At 70.2% G+C, this 18,604-nt stretch carries 20 protein-coding genes; 18 read left to right on the top strand and 2 right to left on the bottom strand.

Annotated elements, in window-relative coordinates:
* Positions 1 to 179: 179 nt before the first annotated feature.
* Positions 180 to 1,319, top strand: a complete 1,140-nt coding sequence (locus E6O51_RS05970; protein ID WP_168735197.1) for an ABC transporter substrate-binding protein — start codon at positions 180 to 182, stop codon at positions 1,317 to 1,319.
* Between the two features lie 46 nt (positions 1,320 to 1,365).
* Here E6O51_RS05970 and cysS read toward each other — a convergent pair whose 3' ends face one another.
* A complete protein-coding gene (gene cysS / locus E6O51_RS05965; RefSeq protein ID WP_136384066.1) occupies positions 1,366 to 2,751 on the bottom strand; it encodes a cysteine--tRNA ligase in 1,386 nt (461 codons plus the stop codon).
* A 211-nt stretch (positions 2,752 to 2,962) separates the two neighbouring features.
* Here cysS and E6O51_RS05960 point away from each other — a divergent pair, with 211 nt between their 5' ends.
* Genes E6O51_RS05960 through E6O51_RS05940 form a run of 5 tightly spaced genes read left to right on the top strand, consistent with a single transcriptional unit; the run spans position 2,963 to position 7,218 of the window.
* Positions 2,963 to 4,105 (top strand): nuclear transport factor 2 family protein, encoded by a 1,143-nt coding sequence (locus E6O51_RS05960; RefSeq protein ID WP_136384065.1) that lies wholly within the window; start codon positions 2,963 to 2,965, stop codon positions 4,103 to 4,105.
* Entirely contained in the window at positions 4,102 to 5,319 is a 1,218-nt protein-coding gene (locus tag E6O51_RS05955; RefSeq protein ID WP_230976709.1) for a L,D-transpeptidase family protein, read from the top strand. The genes E6O51_RS05960 and E6O51_RS05955 overlap by 4 nt, the downstream gene beginning before the upstream one ends.
* A gap of 40 nt (positions 5,320 to 5,359) precedes the next feature.
* Positions 5,360 to 5,920 (top strand): peptidylprolyl isomerase, encoded by a 561-nt coding sequence (locus E6O51_RS05950; protein WP_136384064.1) that lies wholly within the window; start codon positions 5,360 to 5,362, stop codon positions 5,918 to 5,920.
* A 48-nt stretch (positions 5,921 to 5,968) separates the two neighbouring features.
* Positions 5,969 to 6,463 (top strand): peptidylprolyl isomerase, encoded by a 495-nt coding sequence (locus E6O51_RS05945; protein WP_136384063.1) that lies wholly within the window; start codon positions 5,969 to 5,971, stop codon positions 6,461 to 6,463.
* Positions 6,464 to 6,492: 29 nt separating this feature from the next.
* Positions 6,493 to 7,218: a UDP-2,3-diacylglucosamine diphosphatase gene (locus tag E6O51_RS05940; RefSeq protein ID WP_136384062.1), complete on the top strand. Its 726-nt coding sequence runs from the start codon at positions 6,493 to 6,495 to the stop codon at positions 7,216 to 7,218.
* Between the two features lie 16 nt (positions 7,219 to 7,234).
* Here the strand turns inward: E6O51_RS05940 and E6O51_RS05935 are convergent, their stop codons facing one another.
* A complete protein-coding gene (locus E6O51_RS05935) occupies positions 7,235 to 7,930 on the bottom strand; it encodes a 4'-phosphopantetheinyl transferase family protein (protein ID WP_211091337.1) in 696 nt (231 codons plus the stop codon).
* Between the two features lie 87 nt (positions 7,931 to 8,017).
* On the opposite strand from E6O51_RS05935, the gene E6O51_RS05930 reads away from it, so the two are divergent.
* The 12 genes from E6O51_RS05930 to E6O51_RS05875 are packed head-to-tail and all read left to right on the top strand — an operon-like array spanning position 8,018 to position 18,597.
* A complete protein-coding gene (locus tag E6O51_RS05930; RefSeq protein ID WP_211091336.1) occupies positions 8,018 to 8,713 on the top strand; it encodes a beta-ketoacyl synthase chain length factor in 696 nt (231 codons plus the stop codon).
* Entirely contained in the window at positions 8,710 to 9,495 is a 786-nt protein-coding gene (locus E6O51_RS05925; RefSeq protein ID WP_136384060.1) for a lysophospholipid acyltransferase family protein, read from the top strand. The genes E6O51_RS05930 and E6O51_RS05925 overlap by 4 nt, the downstream gene beginning before the upstream one ends.
* Complete coding sequence (locus tag E6O51_RS05920; protein WP_136384059.1) at positions 9,492 to 9,752, top strand: phosphopantetheine-binding protein; 261 nt, start codon at positions 9,492 to 9,494, stop codon at positions 9,750 to 9,752. The genes E6O51_RS05925 and E6O51_RS05920 overlap by 4 nt, the downstream gene beginning before the upstream one ends.
* 16 nt (positions 9,753 to 9,768) lie before the next feature.
* Positions 9,769 to 10,023 (top strand): acyl carrier protein, encoded by a 255-nt coding sequence (locus E6O51_RS05915; protein WP_136384058.1) that lies wholly within the window; start codon positions 9,769 to 9,771, stop codon positions 10,021 to 10,023.
* Entirely contained in the window at positions 10,020 to 10,568 is a 549-nt protein-coding gene (locus tag E6O51_RS05910; RefSeq protein ID WP_136384057.1) for a COG4648 family protein, read from the top strand. Before E6O51_RS05915 ends, E6O51_RS05910 begins: the two co-directional genes overlap by 4 nt.
* A 14-nt stretch (positions 10,569 to 10,582) precedes the next feature.
* Complete coding sequence (locus E6O51_RS05905) at positions 10,583 to 12,292, top strand: AMP-binding protein (RefSeq protein ID WP_136384056.1); 1,710 nt, start codon at positions 10,583 to 10,585, stop codon at positions 12,290 to 12,292.
* Positions 12,273 to 13,019, top strand: coding sequence for a glycosyltransferase family 2 protein (locus E6O51_RS05900; protein ID WP_136384055.1), 747 nt, complete (start codon positions 12,273 to 12,275; stop codon positions 13,017 to 13,019). The genes E6O51_RS05905 and E6O51_RS05900 overlap by 20 nt, the downstream gene beginning before the upstream one ends.
* Complete coding sequence (locus tag E6O51_RS05895; RefSeq protein WP_211091335.1) at positions 13,016 to 13,972, top strand: LpxL/LpxP family acyltransferase; 957 nt, start codon at positions 13,016 to 13,018, stop codon at positions 13,970 to 13,972. The genes E6O51_RS05900 and E6O51_RS05895 overlap by 4 nt, the downstream gene beginning before the upstream one ends.
* The gene (locus tag E6O51_RS05890) at positions 13,950 to 14,393 is read left to right on the top strand and encodes an acyl-CoA thioesterase (protein ID WP_136384054.1); all 444 of its coding nucleotides are present in this window, start codon (positions 13,950 to 13,952) and stop codon (positions 14,391 to 14,393) included. The genes E6O51_RS05895 and E6O51_RS05890 overlap by 23 nt, the downstream gene beginning before the upstream one ends.
* The gene (locus E6O51_RS05885) at positions 14,390 to 14,986 is read left to right on the top strand and encodes an outer membrane lipoprotein carrier protein LolA (protein ID WP_136384053.1); all 597 of its coding nucleotides are present in this window, start codon (positions 14,390 to 14,392) and stop codon (positions 14,984 to 14,986) included. The genes E6O51_RS05890 and E6O51_RS05885 overlap by 4 nt, the downstream gene beginning before the upstream one ends.
* Positions 14,961 to 17,360, top strand: a complete 2,400-nt coding sequence (locus E6O51_RS05880; RefSeq protein WP_211091334.1) for an MMPL family transporter — start codon at positions 14,961 to 14,963, stop codon at positions 17,358 to 17,360. The genes E6O51_RS05885 and E6O51_RS05880 overlap by 26 nt, the downstream gene beginning before the upstream one ends.
* Positions 17,347 to 18,597 (top strand): NAD(P)/FAD-dependent oxidoreductase, encoded by a 1,251-nt coding sequence (locus tag E6O51_RS05875; protein ID WP_136384052.1) that lies wholly within the window; start codon positions 17,347 to 17,349, stop codon positions 18,595 to 18,597. Before E6O51_RS05880 ends, E6O51_RS05875 begins: the two co-directional genes overlap by 14 nt.
* Positions 18,598 to 18,604: the final 7 nt, after the last annotated feature.

The following is an 18,604-nucleotide window of genomic DNA, read 5'->3' as shown; positions in this document are numbered from 1 at the left end:
GGCGGGAGCGCTGGCCCATTCTTCTGGCATGGTGCAATGCCAATGCGCCGGTTCTTGGGTATACTCGCGGCCACGTGGAGATGTACAGACGGCGACCGACGCCGCATATGCCAAAGCTTTCGGCGCCATGCCGGGCACCGCCGCTCCACCCACCATTGGACAAGAGACACGGAGACCGCATGACCCCGCTGCGCACCCTCGCATGGACCGCCCTGATCGGTCTGACCGCCCTGCTCCCCACCGCGCCGGCCATGGCGCAACAGGGAGTCACCGCGGACACCATCCTGCTCGGCCACTCCGGTGCGCTCAGCGGCCCGCTGGCCGAACTGAACCGGGAGTATCTGTCCGGCGCCACCCTGTACTTCGACGAACTGAACGGCAAGGGCGGCGTCAATGGGCGGCGCGTCGCGCTGCTCACCCTGGACGACGAATACAGCCCGGAAAAAGCGGCCGCCAATGCCGCCGCGCTGATCGACAAGGAGGGCGTGTTCGCCCTCTTCGGCTGCTTCGGCACCGGCCCCAGCCTGCAGATGATTCCGGTGGCCACCCGCGCCAAGGTGCCCTTCTTCGCGCCCTACACCGGCGCCGACATGCTGCGCGAGCCGCTCAACCCCTACGTCTTCCACCTGCGCGCATCCTACGGGCAGGAGATCGAGGCGATGGTGTCGCACCTGGTGAACATCGGCGTGCAGTCGATCGGCGTCGTGCATCACGCCGACCCCTTCGGCCAGGCCGGCCTGGACGCCGCCGAGAAGGCGCTCGCCCGGCACAAGCTGAGGCCCGCCGTGGTTTCCAGCATCGCTTCCGGCGGTGCGGACGCCGGCGAGTCGGCCCGCCGCGTGGTCGCCGCCAACCCCGCGGCCCTGATCCTGGTGACGGCCGGCAACAGCTCTGCCGCCTTCATGCGTGCCCTGCAGACGACCGAAGCACGCCCGATGCTCTACGGCCTGTCGGTCATTAGCGCCCAGCAACTGATCCGCGAACTGGGCGAAGACGCCCACGGCCTGGTGATTGCCCAGGTCGTGCCCTCGCCCTTCCGCATCGACCACGCCGTGGTGCGCGACTATCGCCGCGCGGCCGAGCAGGCGGGCCAGTCCTATTCCTACACCGCGCTGGAAGGTTATCTCGCCGCCAAGACCTTCGCCGAGGCCCTGCGCCGGGCCGGCCGCGAGCTGAACCGCGACCGGCTGATCGACGCGCTGCAGGATCTGGGCAACTGGGACGCGGGCGGCCTGCGCCTGCAGTTCTCGCCGCGCCGCCACGTCGCCCTCGACTTCGTGGACCTGAGCATCATCAGCCGCGGCAGCTTCACGCGCTGAGGCCCGTCGGCGGGATGCCCTGCACGGGCATCCCGCTCTTCACGCGTCAGGCACGGCGCCAGGTCGTGCCCTGCGCCGTATCCTCCAGCACGATGCCGCGCGCCGCCAGTTCGGCGCGGATGCGGTCGGCCTCGGCATAGTTCTTCGCCTTCTTCGCCGCCGCACGGGCGGCGATCTGGGCCTCGATCGCGGCCGCCTCGCCGGTGTCACCACCCGCCCCACCGCCCTGCAGGAAGGCCACCGGGTCGCGTTCGAGCAGGCCAAGCACGCCGCCCAGCGCCTTCAACTGGCCGGCCAGCGTGCCCGACGCACTCCGGTTGACCTCGTTGGCCAACTCGAACAGCACCGCCACCGCCTCGGCCGTGTTGAAGTCGTCGTCCATCGCCGCCTTGAAGCGCTGCGCATGGGACTCATCCCAGTCCACCGCCGTCGCTGGCGTCGGCGGCACGTTCTTAAGGGCCGTGTACAGGCGGGTCAGCGCCTGCCGCGCGTCGTCGAGATGGGCGTCGGAATAGTTCAGCGGACTGCGGTAATGGGCACGCAGGATGAAGAAGCGCACCACCTCCGGGTCGTACTTCTTCAGAACTTCGCGGATGGTGAAGAAGTTGCCCAGGGACTTGGACATCTTCTCGTCGTCCACACGCACGAAGCCGTTGTGCATCCAGTAGTTCACGAAAGTGTGGCCGTGCGCACCCTCGGACTGGGCGATCTCGTTCTCATGGTGCGGGAACTGCAGATCCTGGCCGCCGCCGTGGATGTCGAAGTGCTCGCCCAGCAGCTCCGAGCTCATCGCCGAGCACTCGATGTGCCAGCCCGGCCGCCCCGTCCCCCAGGGCGAGGCCCACTTGGCCTCCGCCGGCTCGTCCTCGCGCGCATGCTTCCACAGCACGAAGTCGAGCGGATCGTGCTTGTCCGCCGCCACGTCCACCCGCTCCCCGGCACGCAGTTCGTCCAGCGACTTGCCGGAAAGCTTGCCGTAGCCGCGGAACTTGCGCACCGAGTAGCACACGTCGCGGTTGGCGGCCACGTAGGCCAGGCCGTTCTTCTGCAGCTTGTCGATGATCTGCTGCATCTGCGCCACGTAATCGGTGGCGCGGGGCTCGAAATCCGGCCGCAGCACGCCCAGCGCGGCGGCGTCCTCGTGCATGGCGGCGATGAAGCAGTCGGTCAGGCTGCGGATGGACTCGCCCTTCTCGGCCGCGCGGCGGATGATCTTGTCGTCGATGTCGGTGATGTTGCGCACGTAGGTGACCTGGTAGCCGCTCGCGCGCAGCCAGCGCGCCACCATGTCGAACACCACCATCACGCGCGCGTGGCCGAGATGGCAGTAGTCGTAGACAGTCATGCCGCACACGTACATGCGGACCTTGCCGGGTTCGATGGGAGTGAAACCTTCCTTCTTTTTCGTCAGTGAATTGTGAAGCGAGAGCATGACATCTTCCGAAAAAACCGGCCGCACCACCGCAGTACCGCCGGCCGCTTGAGAACTGGCCGTAAAAAAGCGGGTCCGACCGCGGACCCGCCTGTGCCGCGGGGCGACCCGGGGGCCGCTGCGGCTCGATTGTGGGATATCGAGGGTTATTGGTAGAATCGCCCGCTGAGTTGCAGGGACATGCCCCCCGAAAATCAATGCATTATAGTACATGAGAATCCGTGCCTCTGCCGCGCTGGGCGCACTGGCCGTCGTGGTGGCGCTCGGTTTTTCGACCACCGCACGTGCCGCCAACGACAACCGCGAAGTCAGCGACCTGCTGCAGCGTGGCCAGCATGAACGCGCGCTCGTCATCGCCGACCGCCTGATCGCCGCCGATCCGCGCAACGCCGAAGCGCGTTTCCTGCGCGGCATCGCGCTGGCCGAGCTCGACCGTCCGGCCGAGGCGATCGCCGTGTTCCGCAAGCTCACCGAGGATTTCCCGAACCTGCCCGAGCCGTACAACAACCTGGCCGTGCTCTACGCCCGCCAGCGCGACTACGACAAGGCGCGCACCGCGCTCGAACAGGCGATCCGCACCCACCCGAGCTATGCCACCGCCCACGCCAACCTGGGCGACCTCTACGCCCGGCTGGCCAGCGAGGCCTATGATCGCGCCCTGAAGCTGGATGCCGGACAAGGTACCGGCCAATGGTCCACGCAACCGCCACTGGCGCTCATCCGCACGCTGGAACCCGCCGCCACGCCCCCGCTCAGCGTGGCCAGCGCCACGCCGGCACCCGCACAGCCGGTATCCGCCAAGCCCGCCCCCGCGAAACCGGCCGCGGCGGCCTCTCCCGCCCCCGGCGCTGCGCCTGCTGCCCGCCCGGCGCAAGCGCCCGCAGCCGCCGAACCGGTCGCGTCGAGCGCGCTGCCGGCCAAACCTGCGAGCGCCGCGCCAGCCGCACCTCCGCCCACCGCTACGGCCGCCGCGGTCCAGACGCCGGCGGCCGCAAAGCCCGCCGCCGAGACCGGGCAGACGGACGCGGTGCTCGCCGCCGTCCAATCCTGGGCCGCGGCCTGGGCAGGCAAGGAAGTGGACCGCTATCTCGCCGCCTACGACAAGGATTTCGAGGTGCCGGGCGGGCGGGCGCGCAGCGATTGGGAAAACGAACGCCGCCAGCGCATCGCCCGACCAGCCAGCATCAGCGTGGAAATCGATAATCCGCGGGTCCGCATCGACGGCGAGCGCGCCGAGGTCCGCTTTCTGCAGCGCTATCGCGCTTCGAACTACAAGGCCAACACCATCAAGATTCTGGAACTGGTCCGCCGTGGGGACCGCTGGCGCATCGCCCGGGAGACGGTCGGAAAATGAAACGGATCAAGGCCGATAGCGCCCGTCGCCGCCTCGCGCACGTGGTCGGCATGCTGGCCGTCGCCGTGGGCGCCGGCCTGGCCTGTGCCGCTCCCGAGGACCGGCGGATCTCCGATGCCGGACCGGAAGCCGCGCTGCGGCAGATCTTCGCCGAGATCGAGGCCAACCGCCTGGACGCCGCGCTGGACCGCACCCAGGTCCTGCTGCAGGCCTATCCGAACTTCCGCCTCGCCCACCTCATCCGCGGCGACCTGCTGCTCGCCCGCTCCCAGCCGATCTCCACCTTCGGCAACGCCAGCGCGCCGGACGAACGCCTGCAGGAACTGCGCGACGAGGCTAGCGCCCGCCTGCGCGCCTACCGCGAACGGCCGGGCGCAACCGACTACGTGCCGCGCTATCTGCTGCAGATGGGCCCCGAGCAGGAGTATGCGGTGGTGGTCGATACGCAGCGCGCCCGGCTGTACGTGTACCGCAACGAAGACGGCAAGCCGCGCTTCGTCGCCGACTACTACGCCAGCCACGGCAAGGCCGGCTCGGCCAAGCAGTTCGAAGGCGACAACAAGACGCCGGTGGGCGTCTATCACGTCACCTCCTTCATCGACCCGGCCAAGCTGCCCGATTTCTACGGCCGCGGCGCCTTCCCGATCAACTACCCCAACACCTGGGACCGCCGCCTCGGCCGCACCGGCTACGGCATCTGGCTGCACGGCACGCCCAGCGACACCTACGCCCGCCCGCCGCGCGCCTCCGAGGGCTGCGTGGTGCTGGCCAACCAGGACTTCAGCAGCCTGAGCAACTTCGTGCGGCCCGGCCTGACCCCGGTGATCATCAGCAACGACATCGAATGGCTGTCCCTCGACGACTGGCAGGCCGAACGCAGCGCGCTCAACGACGCCATCGAGGCCTGGCGCAGCGATTGGGAAAGCCTGGACGTAGAGCGCTACCTGGCCCACTACTCGCGCGACTTCCGCAGCGACAAGCTGGGCTACGCCGAGTGGGTGGCACGCAAGCGGCGGGTCGCGAACGCGCGCGACTGGGTCAAGGTCGAGATCGGCAAGATGAGCATGTTCCGCCAGCCCGGCGAAGAGTCCCTGGTGGAAGTCACCTTCGAACAGACCTACCGCAGCGCCGGCTATACCGACACCATGCGCAAGCGCCAGTACTGGACCAAGGAAGACGGCCAGTGGCGCGTCGTCTACGAAGGCGGCGTCTGAGCCCCATCCCGAATCCCCGCAATCCGCAAGAGGCTTTCCGATGAAGAAGCTGCTCGCCCTGTTCGCCCTGCTCGGTTGCATCGCCACCGCCGGCGCCGCCAATCCTCAGGTGGAACTCGACACCACCCAGGGCCGCATCGTGCTGGAGCTCTATCCCGACAAGGCGCCCAAGACCGTGGCCAACTTCCTGGAGTACGTTTCCAGCGGCTACTACGACGGCACCGTGTTCCACCGCGTGATCGACGGCTTCATGGTCCAGGGCGGCGGTTTCGACGCGCAGATGAACCAGAAGACGACCCGCGCGCCGATCGAGAACGAGGCCAGGAATGGCCTCAAGAACGTTGCCGGCTCCATCGCCATGGCCCGCACCCAGGCACCGCACTCGGCCAGTTCGCAGTTCTTCATCAACCTGGTGAACAACGAATCCCTCGACTACCCTTCCTTCGACGGCTGGGGCTACGCGGTGTTCGGCAAGGTCACCCAGGGTTTAGACGTGGTGCAGAAGATCGGCAAGCTGCCGGTGCGCAACGTCGGCTTCCACCAGAACGTCCCGGCCGAGCACGTGATCGTCAAGCGCGCCCGCGTGCTCGAAACCCACTGAACGCGCGCCGCAATCCAAAATCCAACAAACCCCCGGAGGAGAACCCCCATGGCCGTCAAACTGCACACCAGCCTCGGCACCATCACCCTGGAACTGGACGCCGACAAGGCCCCGGCGACGGTGGAGAACTTCCTCGCCTACGTCGAGGCGGGGCACTACGACAACACCGTCTTCCACCGCGTCATCGACGGCTTCATGATCCAGGGCGGCGGCTTCGAGCCGGGCATGAACCAGAAGCCGACCCGCGAGCCGATCAAGAACGAGGCCGACAACGGCCTCAAGAACGCACGCGGCACCATCGCCATGGCGCGCACCCAGGCGCCGCACTCCGCCACCGCCCAGTTCTTCATCAACGTGGCCGACAACGACTTCCTCAACTTCCGCTCCCAGGACCTGCAAGGCTGGGGCTACTGCGTGTTCGGCCGCGTCAGCGAAGGCCTGGACGTGGTGGACAAGATCCGCGCGGTCAAGACCGGCTCCAAGGGCTTCCACCAGGACGTGCCCGTGGAGGACGTGGTGATCCAGCGCGCGGAAGTCGTCTGATCTCCCCACCCGGATCGAAGGCGCGGCCGGTGCGGGCGCTGTTCGTCGCCGATCTGCATCTGGCCGAGGAACGCCCCGAAGCCACCGCCGCCCTCCTCGCCTTCCTGGCCGGTCCTGCGCGCAAGGCGGAAGCGCTCTACATCCTCGGCGACCTGTTCGAATACTGGGCCGGCGACGACGATGGCGACGCCCCGCTCAACCGACGGATCGCCGACACCCTGCGCGCGCTGGCGCAGGGCGGCACCCCGGTGCATTTCATGGCCGGCAACCGGGACTTCCTGCTCGGCGAAGCCTATGCCGCGCAGGCCGGCATGGCCCTGCTGCCCGACCCCTTCCCGCTCGTGCTGGGCAAGACCCGCATGCTGCTGAGCCACGGCGACATCCTGTGCACCGACGACCTGCCCTACCAGGCCTACCGCCGCCAGGTGCGCGACCCCGCCTGGCAGGCCGCCTTCCTCGCCCGGCCGCTGGCCGAGCGCAAGGCCTTCATCGAGGACCTGCGCCGGCGCAGCGAAGTGGGCAAACGGGAAAAGGCGATGGCGATCATGGACGTGAACCGTGCCGCGGTCGAAGCCCTGCTGCGCGAGCACGGCTACCCCACCCTGATCCACGGCCACACCCATCGGCCGGCCTGCCACGAACACCTGGTAGACGGCCACGCGTGCCAGCGCTGGGTGCTCGCCGACTGGCACGCCACGGCGCGCTATCTCGCCTTCGACGGCGAGTGCTTTCGTACGGGCGAACTGGCCGTCTGATGCCGCACGCAGCACCCTATCCCCCCGCACGCCAGGCACCCAGCATCCGCACCCCGGTTGCCGGAACAAGCCAGCGCAGCCTCGCGGCGGGCTCGGCCGGCGGCAAACCGGGTGGGAGGCGCCAGGCCACCGCCGCGATCCAGCCGTCCGGCAGGCCGCACACTGCCGCTTCCCATGCCCCCGGCGGCGCACGCAGCACCGTGCCGGCGCAGCCCTCGCCGGCCGGGCGCAGCCCCACCGTCGCCATGCCGGCCGGGAAATCCAGTCCGGCTGCCTTGAGCAGCGCCTCTTTCAGCGTCCACAGCACGTAGAAATACTCCAGGCGCGCGGCCGCATCGGCCACGCCATCGAGCAGGGCACGCTCGGCCGGCGTGCACACCCATTGCGCCAGCGCCCCCGCATCGCGCGGACGGCACAGCTCCACATCCACGCCCAGCGCAAATCCCTGCGGCGCATCGGCTGCCAGGGCATGCGCCCGGCTGTGGCTCAGACTGACCGGCGCATCCGCCGCCAGGCCCGCCTGCCGGCGCAGCCATGCTGCCAGCGCCCGGCTCACGCGCCAGTCACGCTCGGCGCGCGCCGCCCGCGGCATCGATGCGCGCAGCCTGTCGGCCCGGCTCAATGCCTGTACATCGTACGCAGCTTCCAGTTCCGGACCGCCGAAGGCGATACGGATGCCGGCATCGTGATTACCCTCGGCTACGGTCTGCAAAATCCGGTTACTTCCTTGAAATGTTCTTTATAATCGCACGCCATGTTTACGTTCTCAATCGAGAAATGGCAGGCGTGGGCACCCGGTTTGCATGACGAAGACAACTGGCGCCACTGGGCCCGTTTCCCCTATTGCCCTGCCGGCCGGACGAGCGCTGCCGATCTGCCCGGTACCTCTTTCCTGCCTCCCCTGCAACGCCGCCGCCTGAGCCCGCTGGCCCGGATGGTGTTCGACTGCGCCTGGCCGCTGGCGGACGGGCTGGACCCCATGCCCATCGTCTTCGCCTCGCGCCATGGCGAAACCAATCGCAACTTCGCACAACTGCAGACGCTCGCCGCGGGCGAACCGCTCTCGCCCACCGCGTTCGGCCTGTCGGTGCACAACGCCATCGTCGGCCAGTGGTCCATCATCCGCAAGGAAACCGCCGAAGGCGTGGCCCTGGCGGGCGAGGCCGACATGCTCGAACACGCCTTCATCGAAGCTTGCGCCCTGCTGCGTGCCGACTCGCCGCGCGTCCTGGTGGTGGCGGCCGAAGAGCGCCCGCCCGCCGACTATGCGCACTGGATCACCGACGTTCCCTTCTCCTATGCGGCGGCATTCCGCGTCGGCAATGCCCCCCAGTGGCGCGTCGAACCGGACGCCACGCCCGCCGCAGCGGCGGTGGACGATGAGCCTGACTGGCCCCATCCGCTGAACCTGCTGCGCCACCTCATCAACGAGACCCCCGCCTGGCGGCATGACCGTGCCGCCCGCCGCTGGACCTGGACCCGCCACCGCGCATGAGTGCCGAGCTTTCCGAACCGCGCCAGGACGCATGGCTCTGGCGCCTGTGCGCCACCGGCATGGCCTTCAGCCTGTTCGGCCTGGGGGGGCTGGTGCTGCGTTTCATCGTGTTCCCGCCCATGCGGCTGCTGGGCGGCGACGCCGCGTTGCGCCGGTGCCGGTCGCGAGCCGCCATCACCTGGTCGTTCCGCTGCTTCATCCGCTTCATGGTGCGGGTGGGCATCCTGACCGTCGATTTCAGGGGAGCCGAGCGCCTCGGCCGGCCCGGCCAGATGATCATCGCCAATCACCCCTCCCTGCTGGACGTGGTGTTCCTGATCGGCCACGTGGCGGGTGCCAGCTGCATCGTCAGGCACGGCCTGGTGGAAAACGTGTTCACGCGCGGCCCCATCACCGCCGCCGGCTACATCAGCAACAACGAGAGCACGGACATGCTCGACCAGGCCGCAGCGGCGCTGCGCGAGGGCGATACGCTGATCGTCTTTCCCGAAGGCACGCGGACGCCGCGCGACAGCCTGCCGCGCTTCCACCGCGGCGCCTGCGCCATCGCCATGCGCGGCGCACGCATCATCACCCCGGTGGTCATCCGCATGAGTCCGCGCAGCCTCACCAAGGGTGAACCGTGGTACCGCATACCCAGGAGGCGGATGCAATACAGCATCCAGGTGGGCGAGGACATCGATCCCGCCGACTGGACCTCGCGGCATCCGCTGCCCATAGCCGGGCGCAGGATGAACGATCATCTGCACGCATATTTCGAGAGGGAACTCGCAAGACAATGACCGCACTGGAAAACGAAATCAAAGCCCTGATCATCGAGTCGCTGGGGCTGGAAGACATTGCACCGCAAGACATCGACAACGATGCCAACCTGTTCGGCGACGGCCTCGGCCTGGACTCCGTCGACGCGCTGGAACTCGGCCTGGCGCTGCAGAAGAAGTACGGCGTGGTCATCGACCCGGAGACCCGCAACATGCGCGACCACTTCGCCACGGTCGCCAACCTGAGCAAATTCGTGGCCGCCCAGCGTGCCGCCTGACACAGGGGAGTCCCTCATGCAGACCCGGGATGACGTTTTCGCCGTGTTGCGCGATGCGCTGATCGAACTCTTCGAACTGGAGCCCGAGCGCATCACGCCCGCGGCCAATCTCTACACCGATCTGGAAATCGACAGCATCGACGCCATCGACCTGATCGATCACATCAAGCGCGAGACCGGCCACAAGCTGGCGGCCGACGATTTCCGCGCGGTACGCACCGTGCAGGACGTCGTGGACGCCGTGTGGCAGAAGATCGGCTCCGCCCCATGAAGCGCGCGCTGGGCGCGGCGCTCGCATTGCTGGGCGTGGCCTACCCGTTCGCGGTGTATTTCAGCCTCGAGCACGTGCGTCCGGGCTGGCTGGCCGCTGCCGCCGCCGCGCTGTGGCTGACGCGCGCCCTGTGCCGCCCGGAGGCCGGCCAGTTCGGCGGCCGCTGGCTGCCCGGCCTGGCGCTGGCCTTCTGCACCGCCATCGCGCTGGCCGACACCCAGGCTGCGCTGCGCTGGTATCCGGTCATGGTCAATGCCCTGCTGCTCGCCGTGTTCGGCGCCAGCCTGATGCACGGCCGCCCCGTCATCGAACGCCTCGCCCGCCTGCGCCACCCCGACCTGCCGGAAGCCGGCGTGCGCTACACGCGCCGCGTCACCGAGGTGTGGTGCGGCTTCTTCCTCGTCAATGGCGGCATCGCCGCCGCGCTCGCGCTGTGGGGTTCCTGGAGCGCCTGGACCTGGTACAACGGCGCCGCCAGCTACGCCCTGATGGGCCTGCTGCTGGGCGGCGAATGGCTGCTGCGCCCGGCTGCCGCGCGCGCCTGACCGCAATATCCCCGATGCCCCATCCCGCCCTCTGGATCGACCCCACCGAACTGCTGCGCACCCCTTCGGCCGAACGCCCGGTCGCCTGCGACCCGGCGCTCGACCATGCCGCCTTCGTTGCCCGCAGCCTGGGCCTGGCCGGCGGCCTGGCGGCGCGTGGCGCCCGGCGTGCCGCGCTGTGGTTCGACGACGCCGCCGAACTGGCCGCGGCACTGCTGGCGTGCTGGCGCGCCGGCGTGGTCGCGGTGATTCCCAACGACGTGCTCCCGCCCACCTGCGCCCTCGTCGATGCCGACGTGGACCTGTGGCTGACCGACACCGACCTGCCCCTGCCCGCCGGCCGCACCCACGCGCCGCAGGCATTGATGGATGCGCCGCCGCTGGCCGCCGGCATGCTGGACGAGGCGGCCGCGGGGCTCGTGCTCTATACCTCAGGTTCGAGCGGCCGGCCCAAGCAGATCCGCAAGAGCTGGCAACAGCTCGCCAGCGAAGTGCGCACGCTCGCAACACGCTGGCCCGCCGACGAAGCCCTGTGCGTACTGGGCAGCGTGGGCGCGCACCATATGTTCGGCCTGCCGTTCCGCGTGCTGTGGCCCCTGTGCGCCGGCCACGCCATCGACCGCCGCCAGCGCCACTACCCCGAAGAACTGGAACGCACCAGCCTGGCCCACGAGCGCTTCGTGTGGATCGCCAGCCCGGCGCTGCTGCGCCGCGTCGGCGAGCGCATCGACTGGGCCGGCCTGTGCGGCCGGCTGCGCGCCCTCTACACGGCGGGCAGCCCCCTGCCCGCCGCCATCTCCGACCACATCGCCTCGGCCTGCGGCTGCCGTCCCACCGAGATCTACGGCAGCACCGAGACCGGCATCGTGGCGACGCGCCAGGGCGCCGGCGCCTGGCAGTTGTTCGACGGCGTCGAAGCCGGCACGGACGCGGCCGGCGCCCTGTGGGTGGCCTCGCCATGGACCGCCGGCGCGCGCGAACAGACCGCCGATGCCGCCGAACTGGGCCCGCAGGGCCTGCATCTGCTGGGGCGACTGGACCGCGTGGTCAAGCTGGAGGAAAAACGCATCGGCCTGCCCACCGTGGAAGCCGCGCTGGAAGCGCATCCCTACGTGGCCGAGGCGCGCGTGGGCCTGAGCGCTGGCACGCCGCGCCTCGCCGCCCTGCTCGGCCTGTCCGCCGGCGGCCTGCACGCCCTGCGCAACGGCGGCCGGCGTGCGCTCATCGGCGCGCTGCGCAGGCATCTGGCCGGCCGCGTCGAACCCCTCGCCATTCCGCGCGTGTGGCGGCTGCTGCGCCAGATTCCGTGGAACGCGCAAGGCAAGCTCAACCAGCAGCAGTTCGCCGCGCTCGCCGGCCCGCGGCCGCGCCAGCCGCAGTTCGAAGCGCCGGTGGCGCTCGAAGACGGCAGTTGGCAGACCGCATTCGAAGTGCCGCCCGACCTGGCGTTCTTCTCCGGCCATTTCCCCGCCACCCCCGTGGTGCCGGGCGTGGCCCAGATCGGCTGGGCGCTGCAGGTGGCGCGCGCCCACATCCGCCCCGAACTGCGCGTCGGGGGCATCGAGAACCTCAAGTTCCAGCGCCTGATGCGCCCCGGCGACCGCGCCACCCTGACCCTGCGCTGGGACGCCGCGCGCGCCAAGCTCAGCTTCGTCTATCGCCTGGCCGACGAGCCCTGCTCCTCCGGCCGCATCGTGCATGCCCATGAACACGCCGCCCCATAGGCCCTGCGCGGTCATCCCGGTGTACAACCACGGCGCCACGGTGGGCGCGGTGGTGGCGGCGCTCGCCGCCCTGGAACTGCCCTGCGTGCTGGTGGACGACGGCTCCCGCGCCGATTGCGCCGCCGTGCTCGACACCCTCGCCGGTCCCGGCGTGACCCTGGTGCGCCGCGCCGTCAACGGCGGCAAGGGCGCCGCGGTGCGGGACGGCCTGCGCGCAGCCGCCCAGGCCGGCTACACCCACGCGTTGCAGGTGGACGCCGACGGCCAGCACGATCTGGCCGACGCCCTGCGCCTGCTGCAGACCTCCCGCGCCCATCCCGATGCGCTGATCGGCGGCCTGCCGGTGTACGGTGCCGACGTGCCGCGCGCGCGCCTGTACGGGCGCTGGCTGACCCGCGTATGGGTGTGGATCAACACCCTGTCGCGGGACATCCCCGACGCCATGTGCGGCTTCCGCGTCTACCCCCTCGCCCGCGTGCTGCCGGTGCTGCCCGGCTGCGGCGCGCGCATGGACTTCGACATCGCCGTGCTGGTGCGCCTGCACTGGGCCGGCGTGCCCATGCGCTGGCTGCCCACGCAGGTGCGCTACCCGGAAGGCGGCATCTCCCATTTCCGCGGCCTGGCGGACAACCTGCTCATCAGCCGCATGCACGCGCGTCTGTTCTTCGGCATGCTGCTGCGCTCGCCCCGGCTGCTGGTGAGACGCCTTGGAGGGAGACCAACATGAAGCCCGGCATGGTTTCCGCCTCCGATTCGACCCACTGGGCCGACCAGCGCGAGCGTGGCAGCCCGCTGCTGATGCGCCTTACCGCCTGGGCCGCGCGCCACCTCGGCCGGCGCGCCGTGGCGCCGGTGGTGTGGCTGGTGGTGCTGTACTTCTACCTCACCGGCCGGCGCGCGCGCCTCAGCATCGCGCGCTACCAGGCGCGGCTGGCAGCGGCCTATCCGCAGGCCGCCCTGCCGCGCCGCGCGCCGGTCTACCGCCAGTACCTGGCCTTCGCCGCCGCCCTGCTCGACAAGCTCGACGCCTGGCAGGGCCGCATCCGGCTGACGGACGTGGACCTCGTCGACCCCGACGACGTGCACCGCCAGATGGCCGGCGGCGCAGGCCAGCTTCTGGTCGGCGCGCACCTGGGCAACATCGAAATCTGCCGGGCGCTGGCCGAGCGCGAACAGAAGCTCACGCTCAACGTCCTCGTACACAACAAGCACGCCCAGGCCTTCAACCGCCTGCTCGGCGAGGCCGGCGCCGAGCACCTGCGCCTCATCGAAGTCAGCGAACTGGACGCAGCGCGCATGCTGGAACTGGCGCAGGCGCAGGCCCGCGGCGAATGGATCGCCATCGCCGGCGACCGCGTGCCGCTGACGGGCGAGCGCACGGTGGACGTGGATTTCCTCGGCGCCCGCGCGCCGCTGCCCCAGGGCCCGTGGCTGCTGGCGGGGTTGCTGGGCTGCCCGGTCAACCTGCTGACCTGCACCCGCCAGGACGGACGCTACCGCATCGAACTGGCGCGCCTGACCGATGGCGTGCGCTGGACCCGCAGCACCCGCGAGCGCGAGGTCGCGCGCTGGGCCCAGGCCTATGCGGACCGGCTGGCGCAGGCCTGCGCCGGCGCGCCGCTGCAATGGTTCAACTTCTACCCTTTCTGGAGAGACGATGCGCAGCCGCGGCGTCCATAGCGTGCAGATCGCCGTCGAAGTGCCCTTCTTCGACGTGGACATGATGCAGGTGGTCTGGCACGGCCACTACGTCAAGTACCTGGAACAGGCACGCTGCGCGCTGCTGGCCGAACTGGGACACGACTATCCGGCCATGCTGGCCTCCGGCTACGCTTGGCCCGTGATCGACATGCAGTTGCGCTACGTGCAGCCGGCCGTGTTCGGCCAGCATCTCACGGTGCGCGCCGAACTGGTGGAATGGGAAAGCCGCCTGAAGATCCACTACCTGATCACCGACGCCGCCAGCGGCACGCGCCTGACCCGCGCCAGCACGGTGCAGGTGGCGGTGGACATCGCCACCCGCGAGATGCAGCTCGTCTCGCCCCCCGCCATGCGCATAGCCATCGAGCGCCGGCTCGCGGAACTCGGGGCGCTGCGATGAGGCGCCCCCTGCTGCGCGCCGCGCTGCTGGCGACGGCCCTGCTGCCGGCCGCCGGCTGGGCCTTCGACCTGGCCCAGTTGCGCACCCAACTGGGCGCGGCGCCTGTGGTGCGCGGCAGCTTCGTGCAGGAGAAGCACCTGCGCGCCCTGCCCCAGCCGCTGGTGTCCCGCGGCGAGTTCGTGCTGGTGGCCGGGCGCGGCCTGCTGTGGCAATTGCAGTCCCCCCTCGCCCACACCCTGCGCATCACCCCGCAGGGGGTCGCGCGCCGCCTGCCCGACGGAAGCTGGCAGGCGGCAGACGCCGGCAGCCGCGACAACGGCCTCTTCCTCGCCCTGCTGGCCGGCGACACGCAAGGGCTGGGGGAGAGCTTCGACCTCCGCCTCGAAGGCAGCGCCGCCGACTGGCGCATGGTGATGACCCCCAGTTCGGCCATCCTGCGCCAGATCTTCACCGACATCGAAATCCGCGGCGGCGCCCTGGTGCAGCGGATCGAACTGCGCGAAACCCAGGGCGACCGCACCGTGCTGCGCATGGAAGGCGCCCGCGCCGACGACACCCTCAGCGACGATGAACAGCGCGCCTACACCGACTGAACGGCGCCTGCAGTACTGCGCCTGGATCGCGCTGGCCGCACTGCTGGCGCTGCTGGCGTGGCAATGCCGCGACGGCTGGCCGGTGTCGTCCGATCTGCTCGAATTGGCGCCGCAGACCGCCCAGGACGACCTGCGCCGCCGGGCACAGCAACGCGTGGACGCACCGCTGGCCCAGCGGCTGGTGGTGCTGGTGGGCCATGAGGAACGCCAGCGCGCGGTGGCGCTCGCCCGCACCGCAGCCGGGCAACTCGAAGGGAGCGGCGAATTCACCGGCGTGCAACTGGAGATCGGCGTCGACGTCCCCGCCCTGCGCGCCCAGTTGCTGGCGGCACGCCTGGCCATGCTGCCCGCGCCCGAGCGTGCGCGCCTGGCCGGCGACCCGGCCGTCTACGCGGCGCAGCGCGCGGCCGAACTGGTCGATCCGTTCGCCAGCGCCGGCATCCTGCCGCTGCAGGACGACTTCCTCGGCCTGGGCGGGCGCATCGAACACGCCCTGCAGCCCACCGGCGCGCTGCGGGTGGACCTCGCCAGCAACACCCTGCAGGCCGACGGCGACGGCCGCCACTGGGTGCTCATCGTCGCCCAGGCGCGGGGCGACGGCTTCGACCATCAGGCCAGTGCGCGCGTGGCCGCCGCCGTGGATGCGGCGCGCGCCGCGGTGACAGGGGACGGCGGCCGTCTGCTCGCCGCCGCCGGCGCCCTCTATGCCGCGGCCGGCAGCACCCAGGCCAGACTCGAAAGCACGCGCATCGGCGCGCTGTCCCTCGCCGGCACCGTACTGGTGCTGCTGCTCGCGCTGCGGCGCCCGCGCACGCTGGTGGCCTTCCTGCCGGTGGGTGCCGGCCTTGCCGCCGGCACCGCCGCGTGCGTGGCGGTCTTCGGCCACATCCACGTCTTCACCCTGGTCACCGGTGCGAGCCTGCTCGGCATCGCCATCGACTTCCCCATGCACTGGCTGGGCAAAGCCTACGGACTGCCCGACTGGCAGGCCTGGAGCGCCATGCGCCAGGTGCGCCCGGGGCTGACGATCAGCCTCGCCACGACGCTGGTGGGCTATCTCGCGCTGCTCTTCACACCCTTCCCGGCCCTCACGCAGACCGCCGTCTTCTCGGCCGCCGGCCTCGCTGCCGCCTACGCCTGCACCCTGTTGCTGCTGCCCGCCCTGTTCGGCCGCTGGCGGCCGCAGCCCTGGCCGGGCTTGGCGCAGGGGGCGGCCCGCCTGCTCGCTACCGTCGAGCGGACACGCCGCCTGGCCTGGCCGCAGCGCCTCGCTCTCGCGCTGGTGGCCGCGGCGCTGTGTGCCGCCGGCATCGCGCGCCTGAACCTGCACGACGACATGCGCCAGTGGCTGGGCGTGCCGCCCGCGCTCGTGGACGACGCGCAGGCCATCGGCACCATCACCGGCATCATGCCCACCAGCCAGTTCTTCCTCGTACGCGCCCCCGACGCCGACGCCCTGCTGCGCCGCCAGGCGGAACTCGCCGCGCGCCTGGACCCGCTGGTGGCCCAGGGCCGGCTGCGCGGCTACGACGCCCTGAGCCAGGCCGCTGCACCAGCCGAGACGCAGACCCGGCTGCGTACACACCTGGCCGCGCTGGCCGACACCCCTGCAGTCTGGCAACCCCTCGCCGCGGTCGGTGTGCCGCCGGCCGCGCTGCAGGCCGAACTGCGGGCGCTGGCGGCGCTGCCCGTGCTCCCGCTGCCCCAGGTGCTGGATTCGCCGCTGGCCGAACGCTGGCGTTCCCTGTGGCTGGGGCAGATCGACGGCCAGGCGGTCGGCCTGGTCACGCTGCAGGGGCTGGCCTCCGCCGACGGCCTGGCCGCGCTCGCGGACGGCCTGCCCGGCGTCGAACTGGTGGACCGCAGCGGCGAGCTCAACGTCCTGTTCGGTGCCACCCGGCTCGAAGCCGCCGAGCTCAAGCTCGCCTCCTACGCCGTGGCCACGCTGTTGCTGTGGCAGATGCTGGGCCGTGCCGCAGTGTGGCGCATTCTCGCCGTGCCGCTCGCCGCCACGCTGTGCACGCTGGCCGTATTGGGCTATGCCGGCCAGCCGGTCACCCTGTTCGCCTTGTTCGGGCTGCTGCTGGTCTCTGCCCTGGGCGTGGATTACGCCATCTTCATGTACGAAGGCGTGGGCGGCGCGCCCGCCTGCCTCATCGGCATCGGCCTGGGCGCGGTCACCACGCTGCTGTCCTTCGGCCTGCTGGCCGCCAGCGCCACCCCGGCCATCGCCAGCTTCGGCCTCGCCGTCGCCGTGGGCGTCCTATTCTCGGTGCTGTTCGCGGCCTGGATGCCTGCGCGAACGGCACCGGATTCCTCCCTGGTCACAAGAACAACCTGCATAGAAAGGCCTTACATCCATGGAAACCCGTGAAGTCGTAGTGATCGGCGCCGGCCCCTCCGGCGCGGTGGCCGCCGCCCTGCTCAAGCGCCAGGGCCACGACGTGCTGGTGCTCGAACGCGAACGCTTTCCGCGCTTCTGCATCGGCGAGAGCCTGCTGGCCCATTGCCTGGAGTTCATCGAGGAGGCCGGCATGATGGACGCCGTGCGCGCCGCCGGATTCCAGATCAAGAACGGTGCCGCCTTCGCCTGCGGCGACACGAGCACGCACTTCGATTTCCGCGACAAGTTCTCGCCGGGCCCGGGCGCCACCTTCCAGGTGCAGCGGGCCCGCTTCGACAAACTGCTGGCCGATGAGGCCGAACGCCAAGGCGTGGAGATACGCTACGAACAGGAAGTCGTCGCTGCCGATTTCGGCGGTGAGACACCGGTGCTCGACATCCGCGCGGCCGACGGCACGACCTGCCGCGTCGGCTGCCGCTTCGTCCTCGATGCCAGCGGCTACGGCCGCGTGCTGGCCCGCCTGTGCGATCTGGAGCAACCGTCGGCGCTGCCGCCGCGCAAGGCGGTGTTCACCCACATCGAGGACCGCATCGACGATCCCGCCTTCGACCGGGAAAAGATCCTCATCAGCGTACATCCCGAGATTCGCAGCATCTGGTACTGGCTGATCCCCTTCTCCAACGGCCGCAGTTCCATCGGCGTGGTGGGCCGCGTCGAGGAATTCGGCGCCCCCGGCGAAGCGCTCATGGACACGCTGCGCCATATGTGCGACGGTGCCCCCAACCTGCGCCGCCTGCTCGGGAACGCCCAATGGGACACTCCGGCCAACACCATCACCGGTTATTCGGCCAGCGTCACCTCCCTGTACGGCCCCGGCTACGCATTGCTCGGCAACGCCTCGGAGTTCCTCGACCCGGTGTTCTCCTCGGGCGTGACCATCGCCCTGCGCTCCTCCAAGCTCGCCGCCGACGCGCTGCACCGCCAGCTCCGCGGCGAAGCGGTGGACTGGCAGGCCGATTTCGCCGACCCGCTGATGGTAGGCGTGGAGACCTTCCGCGCCTACGTGAACGGCTGGTACGACGGCAGCTTCCAGGACGTGGTGTTCTACGAACAGGCCCAGCCCGAAATCCGCCGCATGATCAGCTCCGTACTGGCCGGCTATGCCTGGGACCGCGACAATCCTTATGTGGCCGAGCCGGGACGCCGCCTGCAGGCGCTGGCTTCGATCTGCGCCGGCTCCACCGCACGCGCCGCCGCCACCGCTTGAGATCCCC

The sequence above is a fragment of the Pseudothauera rhizosphaerae genome (genome assembly GCF_004801305.1).
In the GTDB taxonomy this organism is placed as follows: domain Bacteria; phylum Pseudomonadota; class Gammaproteobacteria; order Burkholderiales; family Rhodocyclaceae; genus Pseudothauera; species Pseudothauera rhizosphaerae.
This window is presented reverse-complemented; position numbering and strand designations above follow the sequence as displayed.